At 51.3% G+C, this 19,087-nt stretch carries 17 protein-coding genes; 12 read left to right on the forward strand and 5 right to left on the reverse strand.

What is annotated here, in order from left to right; translation table 11 throughout:
- Positions 1–7: 7 nt before the first annotated feature.
- The 5 genes from QWI17_RS16045 to QWI17_RS16065 all read left to right on the forward strand — a co-directional run bounded on the left by QWI17_RS16045 (position 8) and on the right by QWI17_RS16065 (position 5,738).
- A complete protein-coding gene (locus QWI17_RS16045) occupies positions 8–1,240 on the forward strand; it encodes an exostosin domain-containing protein (protein WP_302723530.1) in 1,233 nt (410 codons plus the stop codon).
- Between the two features lie 7 nt (positions 1,241–1,247).
- A complete protein-coding gene (gene gmd, locus QWI17_RS16050; protein ID WP_302723531.1) occupies positions 1,248–2,366 on the forward strand; it encodes a GDP-mannose 4,6-dehydratase in 1,119 nt (372 codons plus the stop codon).
- A gap of 6 nt (positions 2,367–2,372) precedes the next feature.
- A complete protein-coding gene (fcl, locus tag QWI17_RS16055) occupies positions 2,373–3,347 on the forward strand; it encodes a GDP-L-fucose synthase (protein WP_302723532.1) in 975 nt (324 codons plus the stop codon).
- A gap of 2 nt (positions 3,348–3,349) precedes the next feature.
- Positions 3,350–3,814: a GDP-mannose mannosyl hydrolase gene (locus QWI17_RS16060; protein ID WP_302723533.1), complete on the forward strand. Its 465-nt coding sequence runs from the start codon at positions 3,350–3,352 to the stop codon at positions 3,812–3,814.
- 220 nt (positions 3,815–4,034) lie between these two features.
- Positions 4,035–5,738, forward strand: coding sequence for a hypothetical protein (locus tag QWI17_RS16065; protein ID WP_302723534.1), 1,704 nt, complete (start codon positions 4,035–4,037; stop codon positions 5,736–5,738).
- Positions 5,739–5,881: 143 nt separating this feature from the next.
- Here QWI17_RS16065 and QWI17_RS16070 read toward each other — a convergent pair whose 3' ends face one another.
- Positions 5,882–6,874 carry a hypothetical protein gene (locus QWI17_RS16070; protein WP_302723535.1) on the reverse strand — a complete coding sequence of 331 codons (993 nt, stop codon included), beginning with the start codon at positions 6,872–6,874 and terminating at the stop codon, positions 5,882–5,884.
- A gap of 394 nt (positions 6,875–7,268) precedes the next feature.
- Between QWI17_RS16070 and QWI17_RS16075 the strand changes: the two genes are divergently transcribed.
- Positions 7,269–7,478, forward strand: a complete 210-nt coding sequence (locus tag QWI17_RS16075; protein WP_302723536.1) for a DUF3622 domain-containing protein — start codon at positions 7,269–7,271, stop codon at positions 7,476–7,478.
- 5 nt (positions 7,479–7,483) lie between these two features.
- Here the strand turns inward: QWI17_RS16075 and QWI17_RS16080 are convergent, their stop codons facing one another.
- Both QWI17_RS16080 and orn read right to left on the reverse strand, forming a co-directional pair.
- Positions 7,484–8,167, reverse strand: a complete 684-nt coding sequence (locus QWI17_RS16080) for an alpha/beta hydrolase (RefSeq protein ID WP_302723537.1) — start codon at positions 8,165–8,167, stop codon at positions 7,484–7,486.
- A 339-nt stretch (positions 8,168–8,506) separates the two neighbouring features.
- On the reverse strand, positions 8,507–9,061 hold the full coding sequence (orn, locus tag QWI17_RS16085) for an oligoribonuclease (protein ID WP_302723538.1): 555 nt from the start codon (positions 9,059–9,061) through the stop codon (positions 8,507–8,509).
- Between the two features lie 74 nt (positions 9,062–9,135).
- Between orn and rsgA the strand changes: the two genes are divergently transcribed.
- From rsgA to QWI17_RS16100, 3 genes are read left to right on the forward strand one after another with little or no spacing between them, the layout of a single operon-like run.
- Positions 9,136–10,149, forward strand: coding sequence for a small ribosomal subunit biogenesis GTPase RsgA (rsgA, locus tag QWI17_RS16090; protein WP_302723539.1), 1,014 nt, complete (start codon positions 9,136–9,138; stop codon positions 10,147–10,149).
- Positions 10,150–10,182: 33 nt separating this feature from the next.
- Complete coding sequence (locus QWI17_RS16095) at positions 10,183–10,989, forward strand: sulfurtransferase (RefSeq protein WP_302723540.1); 807 nt, start codon at positions 10,183–10,185, stop codon at positions 10,987–10,989.
- A gap of 4 nt (positions 10,990–10,993) precedes the next feature.
- A complete protein-coding gene (locus QWI17_RS16100; RefSeq protein ID WP_302723541.1) occupies positions 10,994–11,875 on the forward strand; it encodes a mechanosensitive ion channel family protein in 882 nt (293 codons plus the stop codon).
- A gap of 173 nt (positions 11,876–12,048) precedes the next feature.
- Here the strand turns inward: QWI17_RS16100 and QWI17_RS16105 are convergent, their stop codons facing one another.
- Both QWI17_RS16105 and QWI17_RS16110 read right to left on the reverse strand, forming a co-directional pair.
- A complete protein-coding gene (locus QWI17_RS16105) occupies positions 12,049–13,200 on the reverse strand; it encodes a glycoside hydrolase family 18 protein (protein ID WP_302723542.1) in 1,152 nt (383 codons plus the stop codon).
- Positions 13,201–13,267: 67 nt separating this feature from the next.
- On the reverse strand, positions 13,268–14,875 hold the full coding sequence (locus QWI17_RS16110; RefSeq protein ID WP_302723543.1) for a carbon-nitrogen hydrolase family protein: 1,608 nt from the start codon (positions 14,873–14,875) through the stop codon (positions 13,268–13,270).
- An 88-nt stretch (positions 14,876–14,963) separates the two neighbouring features.
- Between QWI17_RS16110 and QWI17_RS16115 the strand changes: the two genes are divergently transcribed.
- Genes QWI17_RS16115 through QWI17_RS16125 form a run of 3 tightly spaced genes read left to right on the forward strand, consistent with a single transcriptional unit; the run spans position 14,964 to position 19,022 of the window.
- A complete protein-coding gene (locus QWI17_RS16115) occupies positions 14,964–17,273 on the forward strand; it encodes a fatty acid cis/trans isomerase (protein ID WP_302723544.1) in 2,310 nt (769 codons plus the stop codon).
- Between the two features lie 41 nt (positions 17,274–17,314).
- A complete protein-coding gene (locus tag QWI17_RS16120; RefSeq protein ID WP_302723545.1) occupies positions 17,315–18,442 on the forward strand; it encodes a DnaT-like ssDNA-binding domain-containing protein in 1,128 nt (375 codons plus the stop codon).
- Positions 18,354–19,022 (forward strand): replication protein P, encoded by a 669-nt coding sequence (locus QWI17_RS16125; protein WP_302723546.1) that lies wholly within the window; start codon positions 18,354–18,356, stop codon positions 19,020–19,022. Before QWI17_RS16120 ends, QWI17_RS16125 begins: the two co-directional genes overlap by 89 nt.
- Positions 19,023–19,087: the final 65 nt, after the last annotated feature.

A 19,087-nucleotide genomic window follows, 5' to 3' on the forward strand; every position in this document is an offset into this window, starting at 1 on the left:
GTTGAAGATGACCACTTCAGAAGCCTTTTGGTTCGGAAGATTTCAGGTATCCCGGAGTTCAGACAGTTTGATCTTCAGGGATGCCCTGATCCCTGGCTGTCGTGTGCTGCCCCTCAATCGATTTTCCGGCCAGGAAGGAGCGCAAAGAACACTCTCTTACTTTCAGTATGGCTTTCTTCCGTCTGCCGCCTCCTTATGCAGCGCAGAGGTATCCGATGGGCCGGAGCATGACCAGGCGCCCATGTTCTGGCAGTTTCCCTGCATTACTGAAAAGGCCGCATGGCTTAACCACCTAAAACAACCCAATGCGGTTCGTACACCGGGCGCCCTCAATATTTATTTGGGGCTGCCTTGGGCTACCTGGATAGACTTGTATCGCAAAACCGGCTGGGATGGCAATGTTCGCCAGCGAATACAAATGCAGGTTCGAATCCTCGCTGTGCGCTTAAGTGGCTATCGCCATGCGCTTTCTACCTTGGGGTATCAACTGCGTGTCCATACAGTCTGCCAGCATATTTACTGGCGTGATATGTTGCAGATATGGCGACAGCTGGGTGTTACGGATGCCTGGGTATCTCACTGCACCCCGGAGTTGCAGGATTCTTTCGTGGAAGGAGTTCACCTACATCCCTGGGCTTTGTATGCCGTTAATGCTGAAGACTCGGATCGCCAGGAGGGCTTGGTGGTGGGCAGGCCCCCTGCTGAAAAGCCTGTGTTGGCGTCGTTCGTGGGCGCCCATGCTCCCCACTATTTGAGTGATATACGCCTTCAACTTGCCCCCTTGAACAACGAGCCCGACTGTGTGGTGAAGGTAACCGACAAGTGGCATTTTGAGGACGTTGTCTATCAACATCAAATCAGTGGTGCGGATCTCTCTGCCGCCTACCGGCTTGACGAGTCGGTCACCGATTACAATCGCTTGCTCAGTGATTCGGTATTCGCTTTGTGTCCGTCTGGTGCCGGGCCCAATACCCTGAGATTGTGGGAGGCGCTCGCAGTGGGGGCCGTACCGGTATTGCTCGGGGAGGTTCCCGCCCTGCCTGACGGGGGTAGTTTGAGTTCTATCGATTGGGATGCCATCATTCTTCGTTACCCCCACAGCTCGCTGGAAGGGTTGCCGTCCTGGCTACGCGCCATTCCCATGCAGGAGGTGGTTAAGCGGCAGACGAAGGGGCTGGAAGCTTATCAACAGGTCAAGGCCCAAAGCTGTTTTAATTGGTCCGCAGGCTCGCACGAGTAGATAACACATGAAAAAAGCACTGATTACCGGCATCACCGGCCAGGATGGGTCATACCTCGCTGAACTTCTTCTGGATAAGGGTTACCAGGTTCACGGTATCAAGCGCCGTAGCTCCCTGTTCAATAGCCAGCGAATCGATCATATCTACCAGGACCCTCATACTGAACACCAGCGCCTTGTCTTGCATTATGGCGACCTGACGGATTCGTCAAACTTAACGCGTATTTTGCAAGAAGTGCAGCCAGACGAAGTCTACAACCTGGGGGCGCAATCCCATGTTGCAGTCAGTTTTGAGTCGCCGGAATACACAACCGATGTCGATGCCATGGGTACGTTACGGTTGCTCGAAGCCATTCGGTTGCTGGGCCGCGAAGGGACAACCAAATTCTACCAGGCGTCTACATCTGAACTGTACGGACTGGTTAAAGAGTCACCCCAGAGTGAACAGACACCCTTTCACCCCCGCTCCCCTTACGGTGCCGCCAAACTTTACGCTTACTGGATAGCGGTGAATTATCGCGAAGCGTACGGGCTGTACGCCTGCAATGGCATACTGTTCAATCACGAGTCGCCCCGTCGTGGCGAGACGTTCGTGACCCGCAAAGTGACTCGCGGACTGGCTCATATTGCCCAGGGTTTGGAGACCTGCCTTTATGTGGGCAATCTCAACGCAAAGCGCGATTGGGGACACGCCCGAGATTACATGCAGGCGGCCTGGATGATGTTGCAGCAGGACAAACCAGAAGATTTCGTAATCGCTACCGGCAAACAGTACTCGGTGCGCCAGTTTATTGAGTGGGCCGCTGGCGAGCTGGGAATCGCACTGCACTTTCATGGTAAGGGCGTGGATGAGATCGCCGTTGTTGACTCAGTTAGCGGCGACGCCGCGCCGAATGTTAAGCCCGGTGATGTGCTAGTAAGAATTGACCCCCGGTACTTCCGCCCTGCCGAAGTGGAAACACTGCTGGGCGATTCCACCAAGGCCAGAGAAAAGTTGGGCTGGGAGCCCGAGACGACTGCGCAGCAAATGTGCGCGGAAATGGTGGAGGAAGATCTGCAAGCCGCCAAGCGGCATGCGCTGCTCAAGGCCAATGGGCACAATGTGCCCCTTACGCGCGAAGGTTGATGCGACATGCACACTCCACGTGATCAAACCGTATTTGTAGCGGGCCACCAGGGGATGGTGGGCTCGGCCATAGTGCGCCACCTGAAAGCTTTGGGCTATCAGAACATTGTAACCACCTCGCGCGATGAGCTGGATTTGTCCAACCAGCAAGCGGTACAGGATTTCTTTGCATCCACGCCTGTGAACCACGTTTATTTGGCTGCGGCTAAGGTTGGCGGCATTCATGCTAATAGCACCTACCCGGCTGAATTTATCTACAAAAACTTGACGATTGAATCAAATATTATTCACTCGGCGCATCGTACAGGTGTTCAGAAGTTATTGTTTTTGGGCTCGTCGTGTATTTACCCTAAAATGGCAGAACAGCCGATGCGCGAGGATGCGTTGCTTACCGGTATTCTGGAGCCAACTAACGAGCCCTACGCCATTGCTAAAATTGCGGGCATAAAACTGTGTGAAAGCTATAACCGGCAGTATGGCCGCGACTACCGCTCGGTTATGCCAACCAACTTATACGGGCCAAACGATAACTTTCACCCTGAGAACAGTCATGTAATTCCCGCTCTACTGCGCCGATTTCACGTGGCAAAAGAGCGTGGTGATGCCAAGGTTACTGCCTGGGGCACGGGCACTCCCATGCGAGAGTTTTTACACGTAGATGATATGGCTGCTGCCAGTGTATTTGTAATGAACCTCGACAACCCCACCTACCAGAAACATACCCAGCCTATGCTTAGCCATATTAACGTGGGTACTGGAGTAGACTGTACCATTAGAGAACTCACTGAAACCGTCGCCAAGGTCGTCGGATTTGAGGGGAACATTGAGTGGGACCCCAGTAAGCCAGATGGCGCCCCGCGCAAGTTGATGGATGTGTCTCGCCTGCGCAATCTTGGGTGGAGTTACGCAATTGAATTGGAAGACGGTCTTCACAATGCTTACCAGTGGTTTTTAAACAACCAAGACCACTTTAGGGGGTAACGTTGCATTTAAGTAAGGCCGATTTTACTCACGCAATTGCCCATACCCCGTTAGTCTCCATTGACCTTGTGGTGAGAAACCCTCAAGGTCAATTTCTTTTGGGTTGGCGAAACAACCGCCCTGCAAAAGATCACTGGTTTGTTCCCGGCGGACGCGTTCAGAAAGGCGAGCGCCTAGAGGATGCTTTTCTACGACTGACGCAAGAAGAGTTGGGGCAACCGGTATCTATGACGGAGGCAAGCTGGAAAGGCGTGTACGAGCACTTTTACGATGACTTTGTTTTCAGCGACGAATCACATCAAGACGTTTCAACGCATTATGTTGTGCTGGCGTTTGAAATTGCACTTAGCGAAGCGACAGAAAGCTTGCCTAAAACTCAGCATGCACAATACCGGTGGATGTCAACAAACGACATTTTAAAAAACAGCCAAGTTCACGAATACACACGAGCCTATTTTACTCAGTAGAATACGCCAACACTCAGCCACAAGAATTGTTCGGTGCATGTCAGTATCATACTCAGGTACCCCTTAATACCCGATACTGCGAAGGAAAAACTCTCGAACATTGATTTCTTACCCTGATCTGGAAAACTGACTGTATAAGCATTGAGCTGCATGTGTAGTTTTAAACACCTAAAAAGCCTACAATACGCGGCTTTACGCCGCAAAGATCAGGAGAATAACGTTGTTTAACACTGTTTCTGACAGTTTTCGCTGGCTTTTAACCCTAGGCGGTAAGTTCTTTCGAGTAGCCCCGGGGGCGACGCTGTTTGTAATTCCCGCCACACTGGTCTCACAAGTGGCTATGTTACTCGCGTTTTTACTTCCGTTAAAAGTTTTAATACTTATCGGCTCAGACCGTATTCCCCGTTACCTCTCGCAAGATTTTATTGAAGTCGACCGGAATACACTGATTTTAGCGCTAAGCATCGCGACACCCGCCTTTTATATTATCCACCTGGTTATGGAGCGGCTAGTTCAGTGGGCATCCAATATGGGGGCCAAACAACTTCTGGAAAGAAGCCGCAAAATTATTTTGTTCGAAAATCAAGATGACCTAGCCGCCTCAAGCTATCAGCGCTATGCGCTCGCACTGGCAAATACGGTTTTTATTGGCTGCGTCTGGCTGGCATTGGGTTTTTTATTCCCCCCTCTGTGCGTGTTACTGATTGGCTTCACCACACTCTGTGTGATCTTTTTAGCATTGGCCCACAAAAGCAGTAAATCATTGCGCGAACGCATTGACGATAATTTAACCTCTATAGTGCCCGTACTAACGGGGCTGGGGTTTATGCTGGCGTTTTTATTGTTAGTGCAGCAGTTTTTATCCGGCGCTGTCCAAGGTTTTTTAGTGGCGATAATATCCGTCATTCTAACAAGGCAGGCATTGAACAGAACAAACAAACTGGTGAGCTCTGGAGTAAGCTTGTACAGCAACCGGCGTAAGCTAAATGCCATGTTTTTTGCAGAGCATTCGCTGACTCAGGTAGACGATAAGCAAACGGAATTTTGGTCATTATTTGCATCAGAAACCAGACAGACCTGGCTTCACCCGCTGCTGCGTGAGCAGCTAGCAATAGACCCAGCCAATTTGAACGTTACATGGCATCAAACCGGGGCTAGCGAAGTGATTGCCCTGGAGGCTGAAGCCTACAACTCTGAGAATGAACTAATAGGGAGTTATTTGGTTCGAGTATACGGAAAAAACCCTTCATTGCCTGCCAGCCATGAGGCTACGCTGCTATTGGATGAATCCAGTACGCGCTTACCAGCCCTACCCTTGCTGGCCGCAGGCCAGGTAGGAAAGTGGCCTTGTCATATCTACTCGTTGCCCCAAGGCTGCTCATCAGTGGCTCCTGGCAAACACACACAAAATTACTTAACCGCTTTATTCGCCTTTGAGCCGCCCAATGATTTAGCCGAACGCTACGCGCGCTCACACCCTATGCTATGGCAGCGCTTGGATTCCACCGTGCTAGAGCGTTTAAACATGGCCGCTGACGAGAGCACCTTGCCAATCGTACAAAGCCTGGAGCAGCAGCTACCGAGCATGCTAGAGACTGTTCGCAATCTGCCACTGATAATAGTAAACTCCACCATTAACTCCAACACTCTGCTGGTAGATGCGGAAGAACAGCTTTGGATTACCGATTGGGGCCGCTGGACCCTGGAACCGCTTGGGAGCAATTGGCCCCTTACGTTGAAGAGCTTACAAGACTTGCCACATGCACTCCAGCAGGCATCCCTTCGACGTTCGGCATTGCAGTCGGTTAAGGCAAAAGATGTGACTTTAGCCGCTTTACTGTTTCAGTTCGATAGGCTCTGCACCCAGCAGGTTTATCTGGACGCCTTGGCATTTATTCCTAAATTACTGGAGGCACAAGAATAGTGTTCTTTGGCACTCTAGTAAGAAGATACCCTATCACTAGCAGGCTGTTGACCTCCCCCCTTGCATGCTCAGAGCCTCAGCGGGGCTAGGTCGCCAATATTTCGGTGATATGGTTTTTCGTTAACCCAAGAATTCAACCCCGATTAGTCGAAGGTGGCTTTTGAAGAGGCCTCCAAGGCTTTATCAATGTAACCTTCAACCTCGCCAAGGGTAAGCTTGATTTTTGAAGACTTATCAGGATAACCGGAAAAATCTTCACTGAAAAAGTATTTTTCATTTGATCCTAAAGTATTCGCAAGTTTTTTATTCGAACGTGAAAACCTCTTAAATAGTTTCCGAGCCTCGTTTTTAGGGGGAAGGTAAGGCGTCCCAACATAAAATTGTCTAATTCGCCTTATTACCTGAGCGGTTCTGTCTTTATACTTATTGCTATCAGAGAGATCTTTGTTAAAGCGTCGCAAAACTTCTGCCCCAAGCGCTGACATTGACGGATTGCGCCTAGACTTCTCAAAAATCAAGTTGTCGGGCATACCTACAACATCCGAAAAAGTTCTCACCACATCACCACACTTATCATAATCATAGAAAATCAAACTTTCTTTTGGAAGGAATGATGCCCATCCTTTAAGTACTTTAAAATAATTGCGCCCCCTAGGAATTCCGTAAGAATAATAAAAAACTTTTGAATCTGTCGCCCCTCTATTCGTAAGCCTGGTTGTATAGGCACTTACAGCCCATTTGTCCTGCCTCTTAAAAAAGCCAAAAACCAAAATCTCAGAGAAGTACTTCTTTAGCATCGAAGTTAACTTGCTAATCTCACTAGAATTTAGCCGAATCAAACCCTCGAAAGAAAAAATAACCGTATGAGAGTCACTGCCTTTTATTTCTTCAGCTATTCCATTCTCTAGGAGCGCATCTAAGTCCACATTCTCAGATATTGCATTTTTGTCTTTAAACATCTTTATAAAATGACGATTACCAGCATAAGCAGCTAACCCCATATCGTAGTAACCAACTTTTGTTGATTTTAGAGACAAGAACCCTTTCTTCAATAACTCCACTTTATTATTGTGTATGAACATTTGGCGGGATTTGGACCCTGTCTTTTCATCCCCGATATCTAATACTGCTCTCATTTCATTATCTCATTACGGAGCGGGCCATATCCCGTTCTAGGTCATGATCGCTACAGCTAAACTAGGCCTGCAGGCGCTCACTTGTATAATACTTGTTAAGGCATGATCTGCCCTGCGACAGATTATGATAAACTCTGCTTATGCCGCCCTCAAGTTAAGGAAGAGTTCGCAAGTGATTTGCTGAATCGGCAGCTTAGCGAGAAAACCAACCCAATTACATATAGTTATCACCGATACTTCAACTACCCTAACAATCCATAAGGCAAGAAGCGACTCGGACTGCGGGATTCATACACGATGATGAATGTTATCAATATATTCCGAAACCGCAAATATAATCTCAATACCCGACAAGCATGATCAAACAGCGCATATAACCTATGCAAGGAACCCTATGACTACCGGCAAGAAATACGATTATCGCATTATTGAATCTGCTGGCACTTGGCGCGCAGAGCTTACACGCCGCGCCACCGCTCGCAAAACGGTTGTGTCGAAAGCGCAAGGCGGTTTTGCGACCGAAGCAGACGCCACGGCTTGGGCTGAAACCGAGCTCAAGGCACTTTTAGCCAATGTTCACGCCCGCCAGCAAGCCAAGAAGTAAAGCCCCTACAAGGCTGGTAAGCAGCGATTTATAAAGTCGCTGATGCCCTGAATTTGCTCAAAACACACTTCGTGAGCCATGGGGTAACGGTGCGACTCAACGCTATAGCCACGTCCCCGTAATAGCTCTTGCGCCCGTTTAGCCAACTCCGGCACAACTACCTCATCCTGTAGGCCATGCTGGATGGATATGGGCAAGTGCTTATTGGCTTCGGCAAAGGTGCAGGTGGCACTGGTGGCGAAATAAGTCGACAGCGCCATCAACCCGGCCAGTTTATGGTTACTGTTCAGGGCGACATCGTAGGCCACCGCACCGCCCTGGGAAAAGCCAGCGATTAAAATGCGCTCGCTGGCAATGCCCTGAGCCACCTGCTGCGCGACTATTTCGCTAATGGCCGCGCTGGCCTGCCTGAGGTGCTCCTCGTTAAATTTTCGGTCTACATCAAGGCTCAGTAAGTCGTACCAGGCCGGCATTTCATAACCGCCATTGACGGTTACGGGCATGGTTGGCGCCTGTGGGAATATAAAGCGAATTTTGGCTCCTGCAGAGAGCGCCAGCTCCGGCAGTAAATTCGCAAAATCATTACAGCTAGCCCCTAATCCGTGCAGCCAAATCACACAGGCGTCACTTGCCCCGGCTTTGGGATTTTCCAGGGTTAGGCATTCCAGATTTTCAAATGGGTTGGACATATCACTCTCCTGGCAGGCTGTTGAAAAAATCCTTACGTACTCAGACTCTCAGGCTGGTTCGTAATCTAGGCGCCACTTTGACGGTGTGTGCCCACCCATCGAAAAGTGGCAACGACGAGTACGGGCAAGCCTGAAAGTCCCGCAGGCCTCGCTGAACATGCAAGGGGTTTGTCAACAGCCTAGATTGCTTTCGCGATTGATAGTATTTTAAGTGCGTAAGGAATCCGCATACGCTGCCACTCTGATCCCCTTAAACCGTTCACCATTCTCCGTTTCCCGCCAACCGTTCACCATTCTCCGTCAACCGTTTCCCGTCAACCCTCAACCGTCCCCACTCCATCACCCCAAATCAATAAAGGTTTCACGATAGTGCACCAGCTCGGCAATGGAATCTTTAATATCATCCATCGCCAGATGCGCGCCGGACTTTTTAAATCCTTCCAGCGCCGCCGGCTTCCAGCGACGGGCAAGCTCTTTTAGGGTGCTCACATCCAAATTGCGGTAGTGGAAGTAGCGCTCGAGCGCGGGCATGCCGCGGGCCATAAAGCGGCGGTCCTGGCAAATTGAGTTGCCGCACATCGGCGACTTGCCCGCCGGAACCCACTGTTCGAGGAACTCAATCGTCGCCGCTTCTGCCGCCTCGATGCTGGTGGTGGAGTTTTTCACCCGCTCGGTCAGGCCGGACTTGCCATGCTGATTGGTATTCCATTGATCCATGGCGTCCAGCGCGCTATCGGGCTGATGCACCGCCATTACGGGGCCTTCGGCGAGGATATTGAGGTGAGCATCGGTGACAATGGTGGCGATTTCAATAATAACGTCGTTGTCCGGGTCCAGCCCGGTCATTTCCAAATCGACCCAAATTAAATTGTCGGCGCTGACAGTAGGGCTCATAATCAGTTTCCTTTACAATAGAGCTTGTAACCTTCGATAGCCCTATCTTAACACCGCTGACCGGGAACTGCCTTTTGAGCAAGCGCAAACTGACACGTCGCCAGAGCTGGCGCATAGAAAAGATTCAGAAAGAGCGTGAAAAGCGCGCTTCGCGGCGCGATGATAAGGCCGACGAAAAGCTCGGCGAAAGCGACTTAGGGCAGGAGCAAGAAGGCCTGATCGTAACCCATTACGGCACCCAGGTTATGGTGGAAGATGCCGCCACCAGAGAGGCCAAGCGCTGCCACTTTCGCAGTAATTTGGGAGGGCTTGTCACTGGAGACAAGGTGATATGGCGCGACGGCAACCCTTTTGGCGTGGTGGTTGCCCGCATCGACCGGGCCACATCGCTAATGCGCCCCGATCCCTACGGGGATATGAAAGCTGTTGCCGCCAATATCGACCGTATAGCGATTGTTGTAGCGCCCTACCCCGAGCCGCACTTTAATCTGATTGACCGCTATTTGGTCGCGGCAGAGGCCATTGGCATTGAGCCTGCGCTAGTAATTAACAAGGTGGATTTAATCGACGACCAGCAGCGTGACAAGGTTGCCAATATTCAAGCTTTGTACACGTCTCTTGGCTATACCGTCATTCTCGCCTCCGCCACCCAAGACCACGGTCTGGAACCGCTGCGTGACTATCTATCGCACTTTACCAGCGTGTTTGTGGGCCAATCCGGCGTGGGTAAATCATCCTTGGTCAATGCGCTGCTACCCAAGGCCAATATTCGGGTTGGCGAGTTGAGCGAACGGCAAACCGGCACCCACACCACCACCAACGCCACACTTTATGACATTCCGAGCGGCGGAAGACTGATAGACTCTCCGGGCATTCGCGAATTTGGCCTGTGGCACGTTGAGCCGGAAGACGTTTTGGCAGGCTTTAAAGAGTTTCGCCCCTTCATGGGCGGCTGCAAATTTCGGGATTGCTCACATTCTCATGAACCCGGCTGTGCTATCTTACAAGCATTGGATGACGGTAAAATCACCGAAGGTCGACTGGACGGTTACCGCCGTATTTTGGCGGATATGCACCCCAATCGATAGCTGTCACTTGCTCTAGTTGTTAAAGGATTTTTTATGCCCGAGCTGCCACTTATTCTTGAACCCGCTGAACTTTTACCACTACTCGATAGCCCAAAGGCGCCACTGATTATCGACCTGTGCAGTGAAGACAATTATCGCCGTGGACATATTCCCGGCGCGGTGCATGTGCCACCGCAAATGCTACTGTGCAATCATCCTCCGGCGCCAGGTCGCATTGCGCCCGTTGAGCAATTAATTCGACTGTTCACCTACCTGGGGCTAACGCCAGATACGCAATTGGTTGTGTACGATGACGAGGGCGGCGGCTGGGCGGGACGCTTTATCTGGACGCTCGATACCATTAGCCATACAAAATATAGTTATTTGAACGGTGGCTTGCACGCCTGGCTGGGTGAAGAGTACCCCGTCACCGCGGACGTGGTAGACCCGCAAAGCCAGCAAGTCGACGTCGAGATTGACTCCAATCATTTAGTGGAAATTCCCGACATACTGACTGGGCTGGAGGATAACAGCATCCAAATCTGGGACGCACGCGGCCCCGGTGAGTACAACGGCACCAAGGTACTGGCCCAAAAAGCCGGCCATATTCCCGGAGCGATCAACGTGGAGTGGACGGAGCTTATGAATCGCCACAACGGCCTGCGCATTCGCGAAGACGCTCGCGAGTATTTACAAGCACGCGGCATTACCGGTGACAAGCCCATTGTCACCCATTGCCAAAGTCACCATCGATCGGGCTTTACCTATTTAGTGGGCAAATCATTGGGCTTCGATATAAAAGGTTATCACGGCTCCTGGTCTGAGTGGGGCAACCACCCAGACACCCCGGTGGAGATTTAACCCTGTGGACTGGCTCAACGTCACTTTACTGACCGTCGGCGACTACACGCTTACCAGCGGCGCATTAGTCGCCAGTATTAGCGTTGTAATTGTTACCTTTATTATCGCCGGGCTTATCAGCCGGGCCATTAATCGCTTATCGCGACTTCGCCCCGCCCACGTCAGCCACCAGATTTACACCATCAACCGCATTGTCTATTACGCCGTGATTGTCATCGGCTTTATTGGTGCGCTATCGGTACTTGGTTTTCAGCTCGATAAATTAGTGTTGGTCGGTGGCGCTCTAGGTATTGGCATTGGTCTGGGGCTGCAATCCATCGTCAATAATTTTGTCTCAGGCATTATTATTTTGCTGGAAAAGTCGATCAAGGTGGGGGACTTTATCGAGCTCGGCACGGGCTTAATGGGTGAGGTAAAAGAAATACGCCTGCGTTCGACCCTGATACGCACCAACGATAACATCGACATTCTAGTGCCCAGCTCAGAATTTATTAGCGGCCAGGTCATTAACTGGACACTGGAAGAAAACGTGCGCCGGTTTCGCATCCCCTTTGGCGTCGCCTATGGCTCAGATAAAAACAAGGTGCGCGATGCCGTACTCGCAGCGGCCGCCAAAGTCAGCTACACCTTAACAGACGACTCACACAAACCCATTGTCTGGATGACCGGATTTGGCGACAGCAGCCTAGATTTCAGTTTGGGTGTATGGGTAGAGCCCGACGCGGTAAAACGTCCCACCCAAGTCACCTCAGATTACATATGGGCGATAGACGATGCACTGCGCGAAGCCGGTGTGGAAATTCCCTTCCCGCAGCGAGATTTACATTTGCGTTCAAGTAATGTTGGGTTGGGAGACAGAAAGTCGGATGTGAACGGTGAACGGTGAACGGTGAACGGTGAACGGTGAACGGTGAACGGTGAAAAAATTATATCAACCCTACTACCGTAGCCTATACAATCCATATATTACTTTTGCATCAGACGTCTGGCGATCACTCTATACTTCCCGTTTACCGTCAACCATTCTCCATCAACACCCCGTTACCCATTCCCCGTCAACTACCGCTCCAGCGCATTGTTAATGGCATCCAACAGCTGGTTATTATGATCTGACGTGTACTGCCAGAACATCACCCCGCCCAGGCCCCGCTCCTGAATATACTTAACTTTCGCAGCAATAGACTCTGGGTCGTCGTAACTGACAAACGTTTTTTCTTGCGCGCTCCACAACCAGGGCGCTTTTGCAATATCGTCCCAATGTCGCTGGTAAGTGCCCTTGCCTATAACTGACGCAACTAAATTGTTATAGCGCGCACTGCCAAAACTGGGCTCTCCGGCGTCACCAGGTTGGTTTAGCCCTGCCTCCTGTGAATTTACATTCACCCAGGTGCGCCCATAAAACGCAACGCCGACTACCAGTTTATGTAAGGGCACGCCAGCGGCATTGTGGTTGCGCACTGCGGCATCGGCCGATTGACCAGAGTCATCTTCCGCACGACTGTAGAGCGCAGTGTGATGGCCCGTGGTACCGCCTGCGCGAGGGAAATTAAAGTCGTACGCCATGATATTGATGTAGTCGAGGTATTTCTGCCACTCGCCGATATCACTTTTCGCCAAAAAATCCGGAAAGCCACCTGTGGCAATCGTCAGCATTAAAGGGCGACCTAGTTCCTCCTCTAAAGAATCAAAAGCCGCGCGCAGGCCTTTTAGCACCAAGGCGAAGTTCGTGCCGTCATCCGCGCGGTGTTTGTTACCGGCCCCTGGCAAGCCCGGATACTCCCAGTCGATATCAATACCATCCAACTGATGACGACGCACAAACTCTACTGCGCTGTTGATGAAAATTTGACGAGATTCCTCTGTGGCCGCCATATCAGAGAACCCGCCCGACCAGGTCCAACCGCCTACCGATGACAGTATCTTTAAGCTAGAGTTACGCTTTTTCAAATCATTCAGTCGGCGGTAGTTTTGGTCATCAAACTCAAACCCGTTCACTATTTTATGATCAACCAGATTTGAAAATGCATAGTTTACATGCGTTAACTTTTCGGCGGCGATGGTGGCAGGATCGAGTGGTTTATCGGGGCTAAAGACATAGCCAATGATCACCTTATCCGCTTGTGACTTGTCTTCATTGTCCGGCGCAGCGGCTACGCTTACGCCTGTGAATATAGCCAAACAGGTCAATAGTAGAAATATATTTTTTATCATTACGATGAATCCTTTTCGCTTGTGAAGCAATTCATAACGGAAATCATCATCAGGCTCACTGTTGCGGTCACTGACCGCTATTTTTTATGGGTCTTACTCTATCGCCCTTCCAGATCATTCGGTACAGGTCGTGCCGACGATCTTTCAGATTTTGCACAGTACCGCTGTTTCGCGCCGTCAACAAGGCCTCGGGCCGAAGATCGGCAAAAGCGACAGTTTCTACGTTTGGATCGGTATCTGCCGCAATTCCATCGCGCGCAAAGCCAAAATCACAGGGGGTCAGAATACAGCTTTGTGCGTATTGGATATCCATATTGGCAACATTAGGTAGGTTGCCAACATTGCCGGACATTACTACATAGAACTGATTTTCTACCGCCCGCGCCTGACAGGAGTAACGCACGCGCAAGTAGCTTTGGCGCTCATCGGTACAAAAAGGCACAAATAAAAAGTGAATACCCTGATCTGCCAAGTGACGAGCCAACTCGGGAAACTCTGAGTCGTAGCAAATCAATACGCCTATCGGCCCGCAATCGGTGTCGATTGCTCGCAAACTACTGCCGCCCTCGATATCCCACCAGTAGACTTCGTTGGGAGTGGGGTGAATCTTGGGCTGTTCAAACATCCGTCCGTCGCGCAAGAATATGTAAGCAATGTTTTCGATGCGGCCATTTTCCATACGAGTAGGGTGAGAGCCCGCAATAATGTTCACGTTATAGTGCAGGGCCATATTGCGAAATGCTTCTTTAAGCCTGGGCGTGTACTTGGTCAGCGCCTCGATGGACTCAAACGGTGACAGCTCTTGATCTTCAATAGACAGCAACTGCAGCGTCATCAACTCCGGAAATACCACAAAATCACTTTTATAGTCGGCCACCACATCGACAAAATACTCAATGTATTTCAAAAATTCACCGAATGAGGATATTTTGCGCTGCATATACTGCACGGTGGCCACGCGCACCACCTCGGGCATACTCACACCGTATTTTTTCGCCGGCTTGTCATCTTCGGCCGGCACGTTGGGGTTTTCCCATTTCATGTGCACGGCATAGCCCAGGGACTGCTTATCCTCGTCGAGGTAATCTTCAAGGATGCCGATCATTTCGAAACCGTTGCGAAACTGGAACGACAGTACGGGATCTTTGGCTTTTTTATGCACCACCTGATCGACGTAGTTTTCTACCGTTTTGAATTTTTTTATTCGCCTTGCCAAGTTTGGCATACGGCCGGCAAACACAACACCTTTTAAGCCCAGCGACTGACAGAGTTTTTTGCGCTCGTCATAAAGGCGCTGACCAATGCGGTAACCCCGATAGTCGTCATCCACACACACTTCCATGCCGTAAAGCCAGTCGCCGCGAATATCGTGTCGCGAAGCATAACCGTTGCCGGTTATTTCGACCCAATTATGCGGCTTGAGCGCGTATTTCCCTGCAATACGGAAGGTGGCGCAGTACCCCACGAGCACTTCACCCACCATAACGACTATTTGCCCCTGGGAGAAATTGTTAATTTGGCCGACCACGGCCGAGGGCGCATAGGCCTCCATATTCACAGGTTCGTAGACACGTTTGGATAAAGCCACAATGGCATCCACATCCGCCAGTGTCGCATTGCGTACCGTCAAATGCGTTTTAGGATCGGCTAGTTTGTTGGCCGGTGGTAAAGGCATAAAATCTCCTGATTAGTCTTCGCTCGTTCACACTTTAGTGCAATTCGGCTGTGATATGCTATTGGAACCTGTGATTGCGAGGTGGCTAATGCCCAAACTCTATTGGATATTCATGGCGATTGTATTCGTCGCCGGTTGTAAAGTACTTGAAAATAACCAGACAGATCAGGACTCTCCTCCCGATCCACCAATCACAGCTGCACAAAATTTACGCTACAACACAGAAATCCGTCCGATCATTGAGGCCCGTTGTACGGTATGCCATGGCTGTTACGATGCCCCCTGCCAACTGAAACTGGATGCCGCAGCCGGGCTTATGCGCGGCGCACACAAATCGAAAGTCTACGACGGTGCACGCCTGCTCGGTGGTGAGCTAACCCGACTGTTCGAGGATGGCAACAACACGGCGGATTGGCGAAACAAGGATTTTTACCCCGTCATTAATAATGAGGGGGCTGGGCTGGAAAATAATGTGCTGGCCCAACTGTTGCTGCTCAAGCAGCAGAACCCGCAGCCAGCGACCCCTGTGCTGCCCGAGAGCTTTGACCTCGGCATTAATCGCAATCAACAGTGTCCCAAGCCCGACCAAATCGCGGATTATCGCGAACACTACCCCTTATGGGGCATGCCCTATGGCTTGCCGGGGCTGTCGCAGGAGAATCACGATACGCTCATTGCCTGGCTAGAGGACGGCGGCTACGCGGCCGCGCCACCCTACGCACCCAGCCCCGAGCTTGTTACCGAGCAGGCCCGATGGGAACGCTTTTTTAACGGCGATGATTTAAAAACACAACTGGTGAGCCGCTACCTGTACGAGCATTTGTTTCTCGCCAATTTAACGTTCGACACAGACCCCGACCATCACTTTAAGCTTGTGCGCTCCAAAACGCCTCCGGGCCAGCCAATCGATCGAATCGCGACACGTCGTCCATTCGACAACCCGCATGTCGACCGGGTTTACTACCGGTTATGGCGAGACCCTTCAACCGCGCTCACCAAAAGCAATATGGTTTACCGGCTCAACGACAACCGTATGGCAAAGTGGCAGCAGTGGTTTTTCAAAGGCAACTACAAGGTATCGGAATTACCGACCTACGAGCTTAAAGTCGCGTCAAATCCATTTGCCACCTTCGCCGAATTGCCTATTGATGGTCGCTATCGCTTTTTATTAGACGAAGCCGAGTTCACTATAATGAACTTTATCAAAGGCCCGGTGTGTCGAGGTCAAGTGGCGCTTAACGTAATCCGCGACCACTTTTGGGTGTTTTTTATCTCACCCGACGCTCTGGACACCAAGTCGGGAGCCGACTTTCTGGCCGACAACGCCCACTATCTGGCTCTACCGGCCGAGGCCGGCAACACCTTTCGCCCGCTCCATCACTGGCGACAATACGCCAAGCTGCAAAAAGACTACATGGAGGTGCGAGCCGACTATGTTAACCAGCGCATTGAACAGCGGCCCCAACTAACTCTGGATGTCATTTGGGATGGCGACGGCGTGAATGACAACGCCGCGCTGACAATTTTTCGCCACAACGATAGCGCCAGCGTTACTCGCGGCCTGATTGGCCCGAAACCAAAAACCAGCTGGGTCATCGACTACACCCTGCTCGAACGCATCCATTACCTACTGGTGGCCGGATTCGATGTCTACGGCAATGTATCTCACCAGTTACTGAGCCGGTTGTATATGGACTTTTTACGTATTGAAGGGGAAATGAATTTCGTCGCATTCCTCCCCAAGGACGTTCAAGATCAACAACTTGCACACTGGTATCAAGGGGCAGAGGACGATATTAACGATTACCTGGAGCACTACCTTGATCGACTGTCGCCCTTGCATGTGCTGGAATATCAAACCGATGAGCCACGCGATGAACTGTTAAACCGGTTAAATGTGCAATTAGATCCAGCGCTAAACGCAAGCCCTTATGTACGTCAACTGGCCTGGCCGGACGCCCTACGCGAGACATTTAATGGTCTACAAGCCATCCGCGGCCAGGCCGCCACGTTAATGCCGGAAGTCAGCCATATATGGGTGCCGCAAGATGGCGTCTACTCCATAATTCGAACCAGCGCCCACAGCAATGTAACGTCAATGCTGGATGAGTCATCGCGCCGTCGGCCAGAAAACGACCAATTAGTGATAACCAAGGGGATTGTCGGATCTCACCCCAACAGCTTCTGGCTGCTCAACGAGGCGGACTGGCCGGTGTTCGGTAAGGACGTCGCCAATCTAAAGACACCTGAAGATTACCGCATTTTGCGGGCGCGCTTCGGCATTGGACGAACAGACCCCAACTTCTGGGAAATCAGCGATGCCATCCACAGCGCCTATGCTGAGCAACAACCTCAGCGAGCGGGGCTTTTGGATTTTAATCGGCTGGAAAACCGTTAAGCCACTACAATCGACAGCCGCTTCAGGGTAAAGTGCGCGCTATGGAATCATCACTTATCCCTGAACAGCCACTGCTTATTTCCCCCTCATTGGCCGCAACAATTGGCCTGGAGGAGGCTATATTGCTGGCGGTACTGAGCGATGCAGCTCTGCATCAGGTTGGCACCGCATACCATCTTAACCGCCAGCAAATTCAACGGCGACTGCCATTTTGGTCCGACGCTGATGTCCAACGCATCAGCAAGAATCTGCAAGAAAAAGGCATTGTCACGCTGACCGGAGCCCCCTACTTGCAAAGCCAGAGCATCGCCTGGTGTTTTAGCGAAGGGGTGCTGGCGACAGAGCCGTCAAGCGCGGCAACCCCCTCCGCCCCCCAGGCACCGCGCCCGGCCCCCATAACGGGCAGACAAAGCAATCAAATTGCCCCTAATTGGCAACCCGACAGTGAGCTGATGGCCCAACTGGCCCAGTACAGTATTCCCGATTACTTTATTCGCCAGCAGGTTCCAGAATTTGTCACCTACTGGCGCGAGCGCGCAGAAGCGCATCACGCCTGGGGCAACAAGTTTCTTAAACAGGTAGTGCGACGCTGGCGCGAGCACCAAACCGGGCTTTTTCAGCGCGATCAGGACACCGCCATGACCGCCGATTGGCGACCGTCACGCGACGCGGTCGAGCTGCTGGTGCGCCACTCGGGTATTAGCCTTACCTTTGTCGAAGATGCCATACCGGAGTTTGTTCTTTATTGGCAGGAGCGAGGCGAAATTGGTCGCACTTGGAACAGTAAGTTTACCCAGCATGTAAAACGCCAGTGGGCTCGTTTTACCAGCGCCATAGAGCACGATACTGAGCCCAAGCGCATCCCCGACAACTGGCAACCCAGCGAGGATGCCTATGATGTTCTGACGCTGGCCAATATTGACCTGGAATTTGCTAAGCGGCAGGTTGCCGAATTTGTGCTATTTTGGCGGGAGAGCAATAAGCTATATTCATCGTGGAACACAAAGTTTCTGCAGCATGTAAAATATCACTGGGCGCGCCAGCACGCGCTTACTAACACGGCAACTCAAGGTAATCACCATGTCCAACAGCAACCATCTGCTGGAGCAAGCGCAACGCGAGATCGAAGCCTTATCGAAGACCTCACAGACCGCAGCTGGGCAAGCTGAACCCGCCGCTAAGGCGACTGATGGCCACATTGATGCGCTGAACGAGGTCTTCGCCTTGTTTCGTATCAACTATCACAATCAGTATTACAAAGCTTACAGCGACTCTACGGTTCTGGCCCAGATTAAAAAACTTTGGCTGGAGTCTCTGGTGCGCTTTGAACCCGAGACCATCCGCCGCGGCGCGCGCGAAGTCATTGAGACCTCAGACTATCTGCCGACGCTGCACCGCATGATTGCTGCGTGTCAGGGAAGCTTAAGCAAGCACGGGCTCAAGGAGCCTCACGCGGCCTATATTGAAGCCTGTCACGCTCCGTCACCTAAAGCGGCTCACAGGTGGAGCCATCCGGCCGTATATTACGCAGGCAAGGCCAGTGATTGGTATTTTTTAGCGAGCTCGTCCGAGCGAGCGGCCTACCCGGTGTTCGCACAGCATTACAAAAGACTCTGCGAACAAGTCATAAACGGCATCAGACTGCCCCAGCCCAATGCCCCTGCGCTGCCCGAAAATATCGAAACACCTCTGTCGCGCGAGGAAAACCAGCGCCGACTTGAGGCTCTGCGCAGCGAGCTTGACCTTTAACGTATTAATGATTGAGTGAGCGCTAGCTCTGAGTTCAACAAAATTGACAACCGGATGTTCTGATT

The sequence above is a fragment of the Gilvimarinus gilvus genome (genome assembly GCF_030518155.1).
GTDB lineage: Bacteria > Pseudomonadota > Gammaproteobacteria > Pseudomonadales > Cellvibrionaceae > Gilvimarinus > Gilvimarinus gilvus.

Excerpts from the sequence above, each read along its gene's own strand:
- QWI17_RS16045 (WP_302723530.1), top strand. The coding sequence starts at position 8 with ATGACCACTTCAGAAGCCTTTTGGTTCGGAAGATTTCAGGTATCCCGG.
- gmd (WP_302723531.1), top strand. The coding sequence starts at position 1,248 with ATGAAAAAAGCACTGATTACCGGCATCACCGGCCAGGATGGGTCATAC.
- fcl (WP_302723532.1), top strand. The coding sequence starts at position 2,373 with ATGCACACTCCACGTGATCAAACCGTATTTGTAGCGGGCCACCAGGGG.
- QWI17_RS16070 (WP_302723535.1), bottom strand. The coding sequence starts at position 6,874 with ATGAGAGCAGTATTAGATATCGGGGATGAAAAGACAGGGTCCAAATCC.
- QWI17_RS16075 (WP_302723536.1), top strand. The coding sequence starts at position 7,269 with ATGACTACCGGCAAGAAATACGATTATCGCATTATTGAATCTGCTGGC.
- QWI17_RS16080 (WP_302723537.1), bottom strand. The coding sequence starts at position 8,167 with ATGTCCAACCCATTTGAAAATCTGGAATGCCTAACCCTGGAAAATCCC.
- orn (WP_302723538.1), bottom strand. The coding sequence starts at position 9,061 with ATGAGCCCTACTGTCAGCGCCGACAATTTAATTTGGGTCGATTTGGAA.
- QWI17_RS16095 (WP_302723540.1), top strand. The coding sequence starts at position 10,183 with ATGCCCGAGCTGCCACTTATTCTTGAACCCGCTGAACTTTTACCACTA.
- QWI17_RS16105 (WP_302723542.1), bottom strand. The coding sequence starts at position 13,200 with ATGATAAAAAATATATTTCTACTATTGACCTGTTTGGCTATATTCACA.
- QWI17_RS16110 (WP_302723543.1), bottom strand. The coding sequence starts at position 14,875 with ATGCCTTTACCACCGGCCAACAAACTAGCCGATCCTAAAACGCATTTG.
- QWI17_RS16115 (WP_302723544.1), top strand. The coding sequence starts at position 14,964 with ATGCCCAAACTCTATTGGATATTCATGGCGATTGTATTCGTCGCCGGT.
- QWI17_RS16120 (WP_302723545.1), top strand. The coding sequence starts at position 17,315 with ATGGAATCATCACTTATCCCTGAACAGCCACTGCTTATTTCCCCCTCA.
- QWI17_RS16125 (WP_302723546.1), top strand. The coding sequence starts at position 18,354 with ATGTCCAACAGCAACCATCTGCTGGAGCAAGCGCAACGCGAGATCGAA.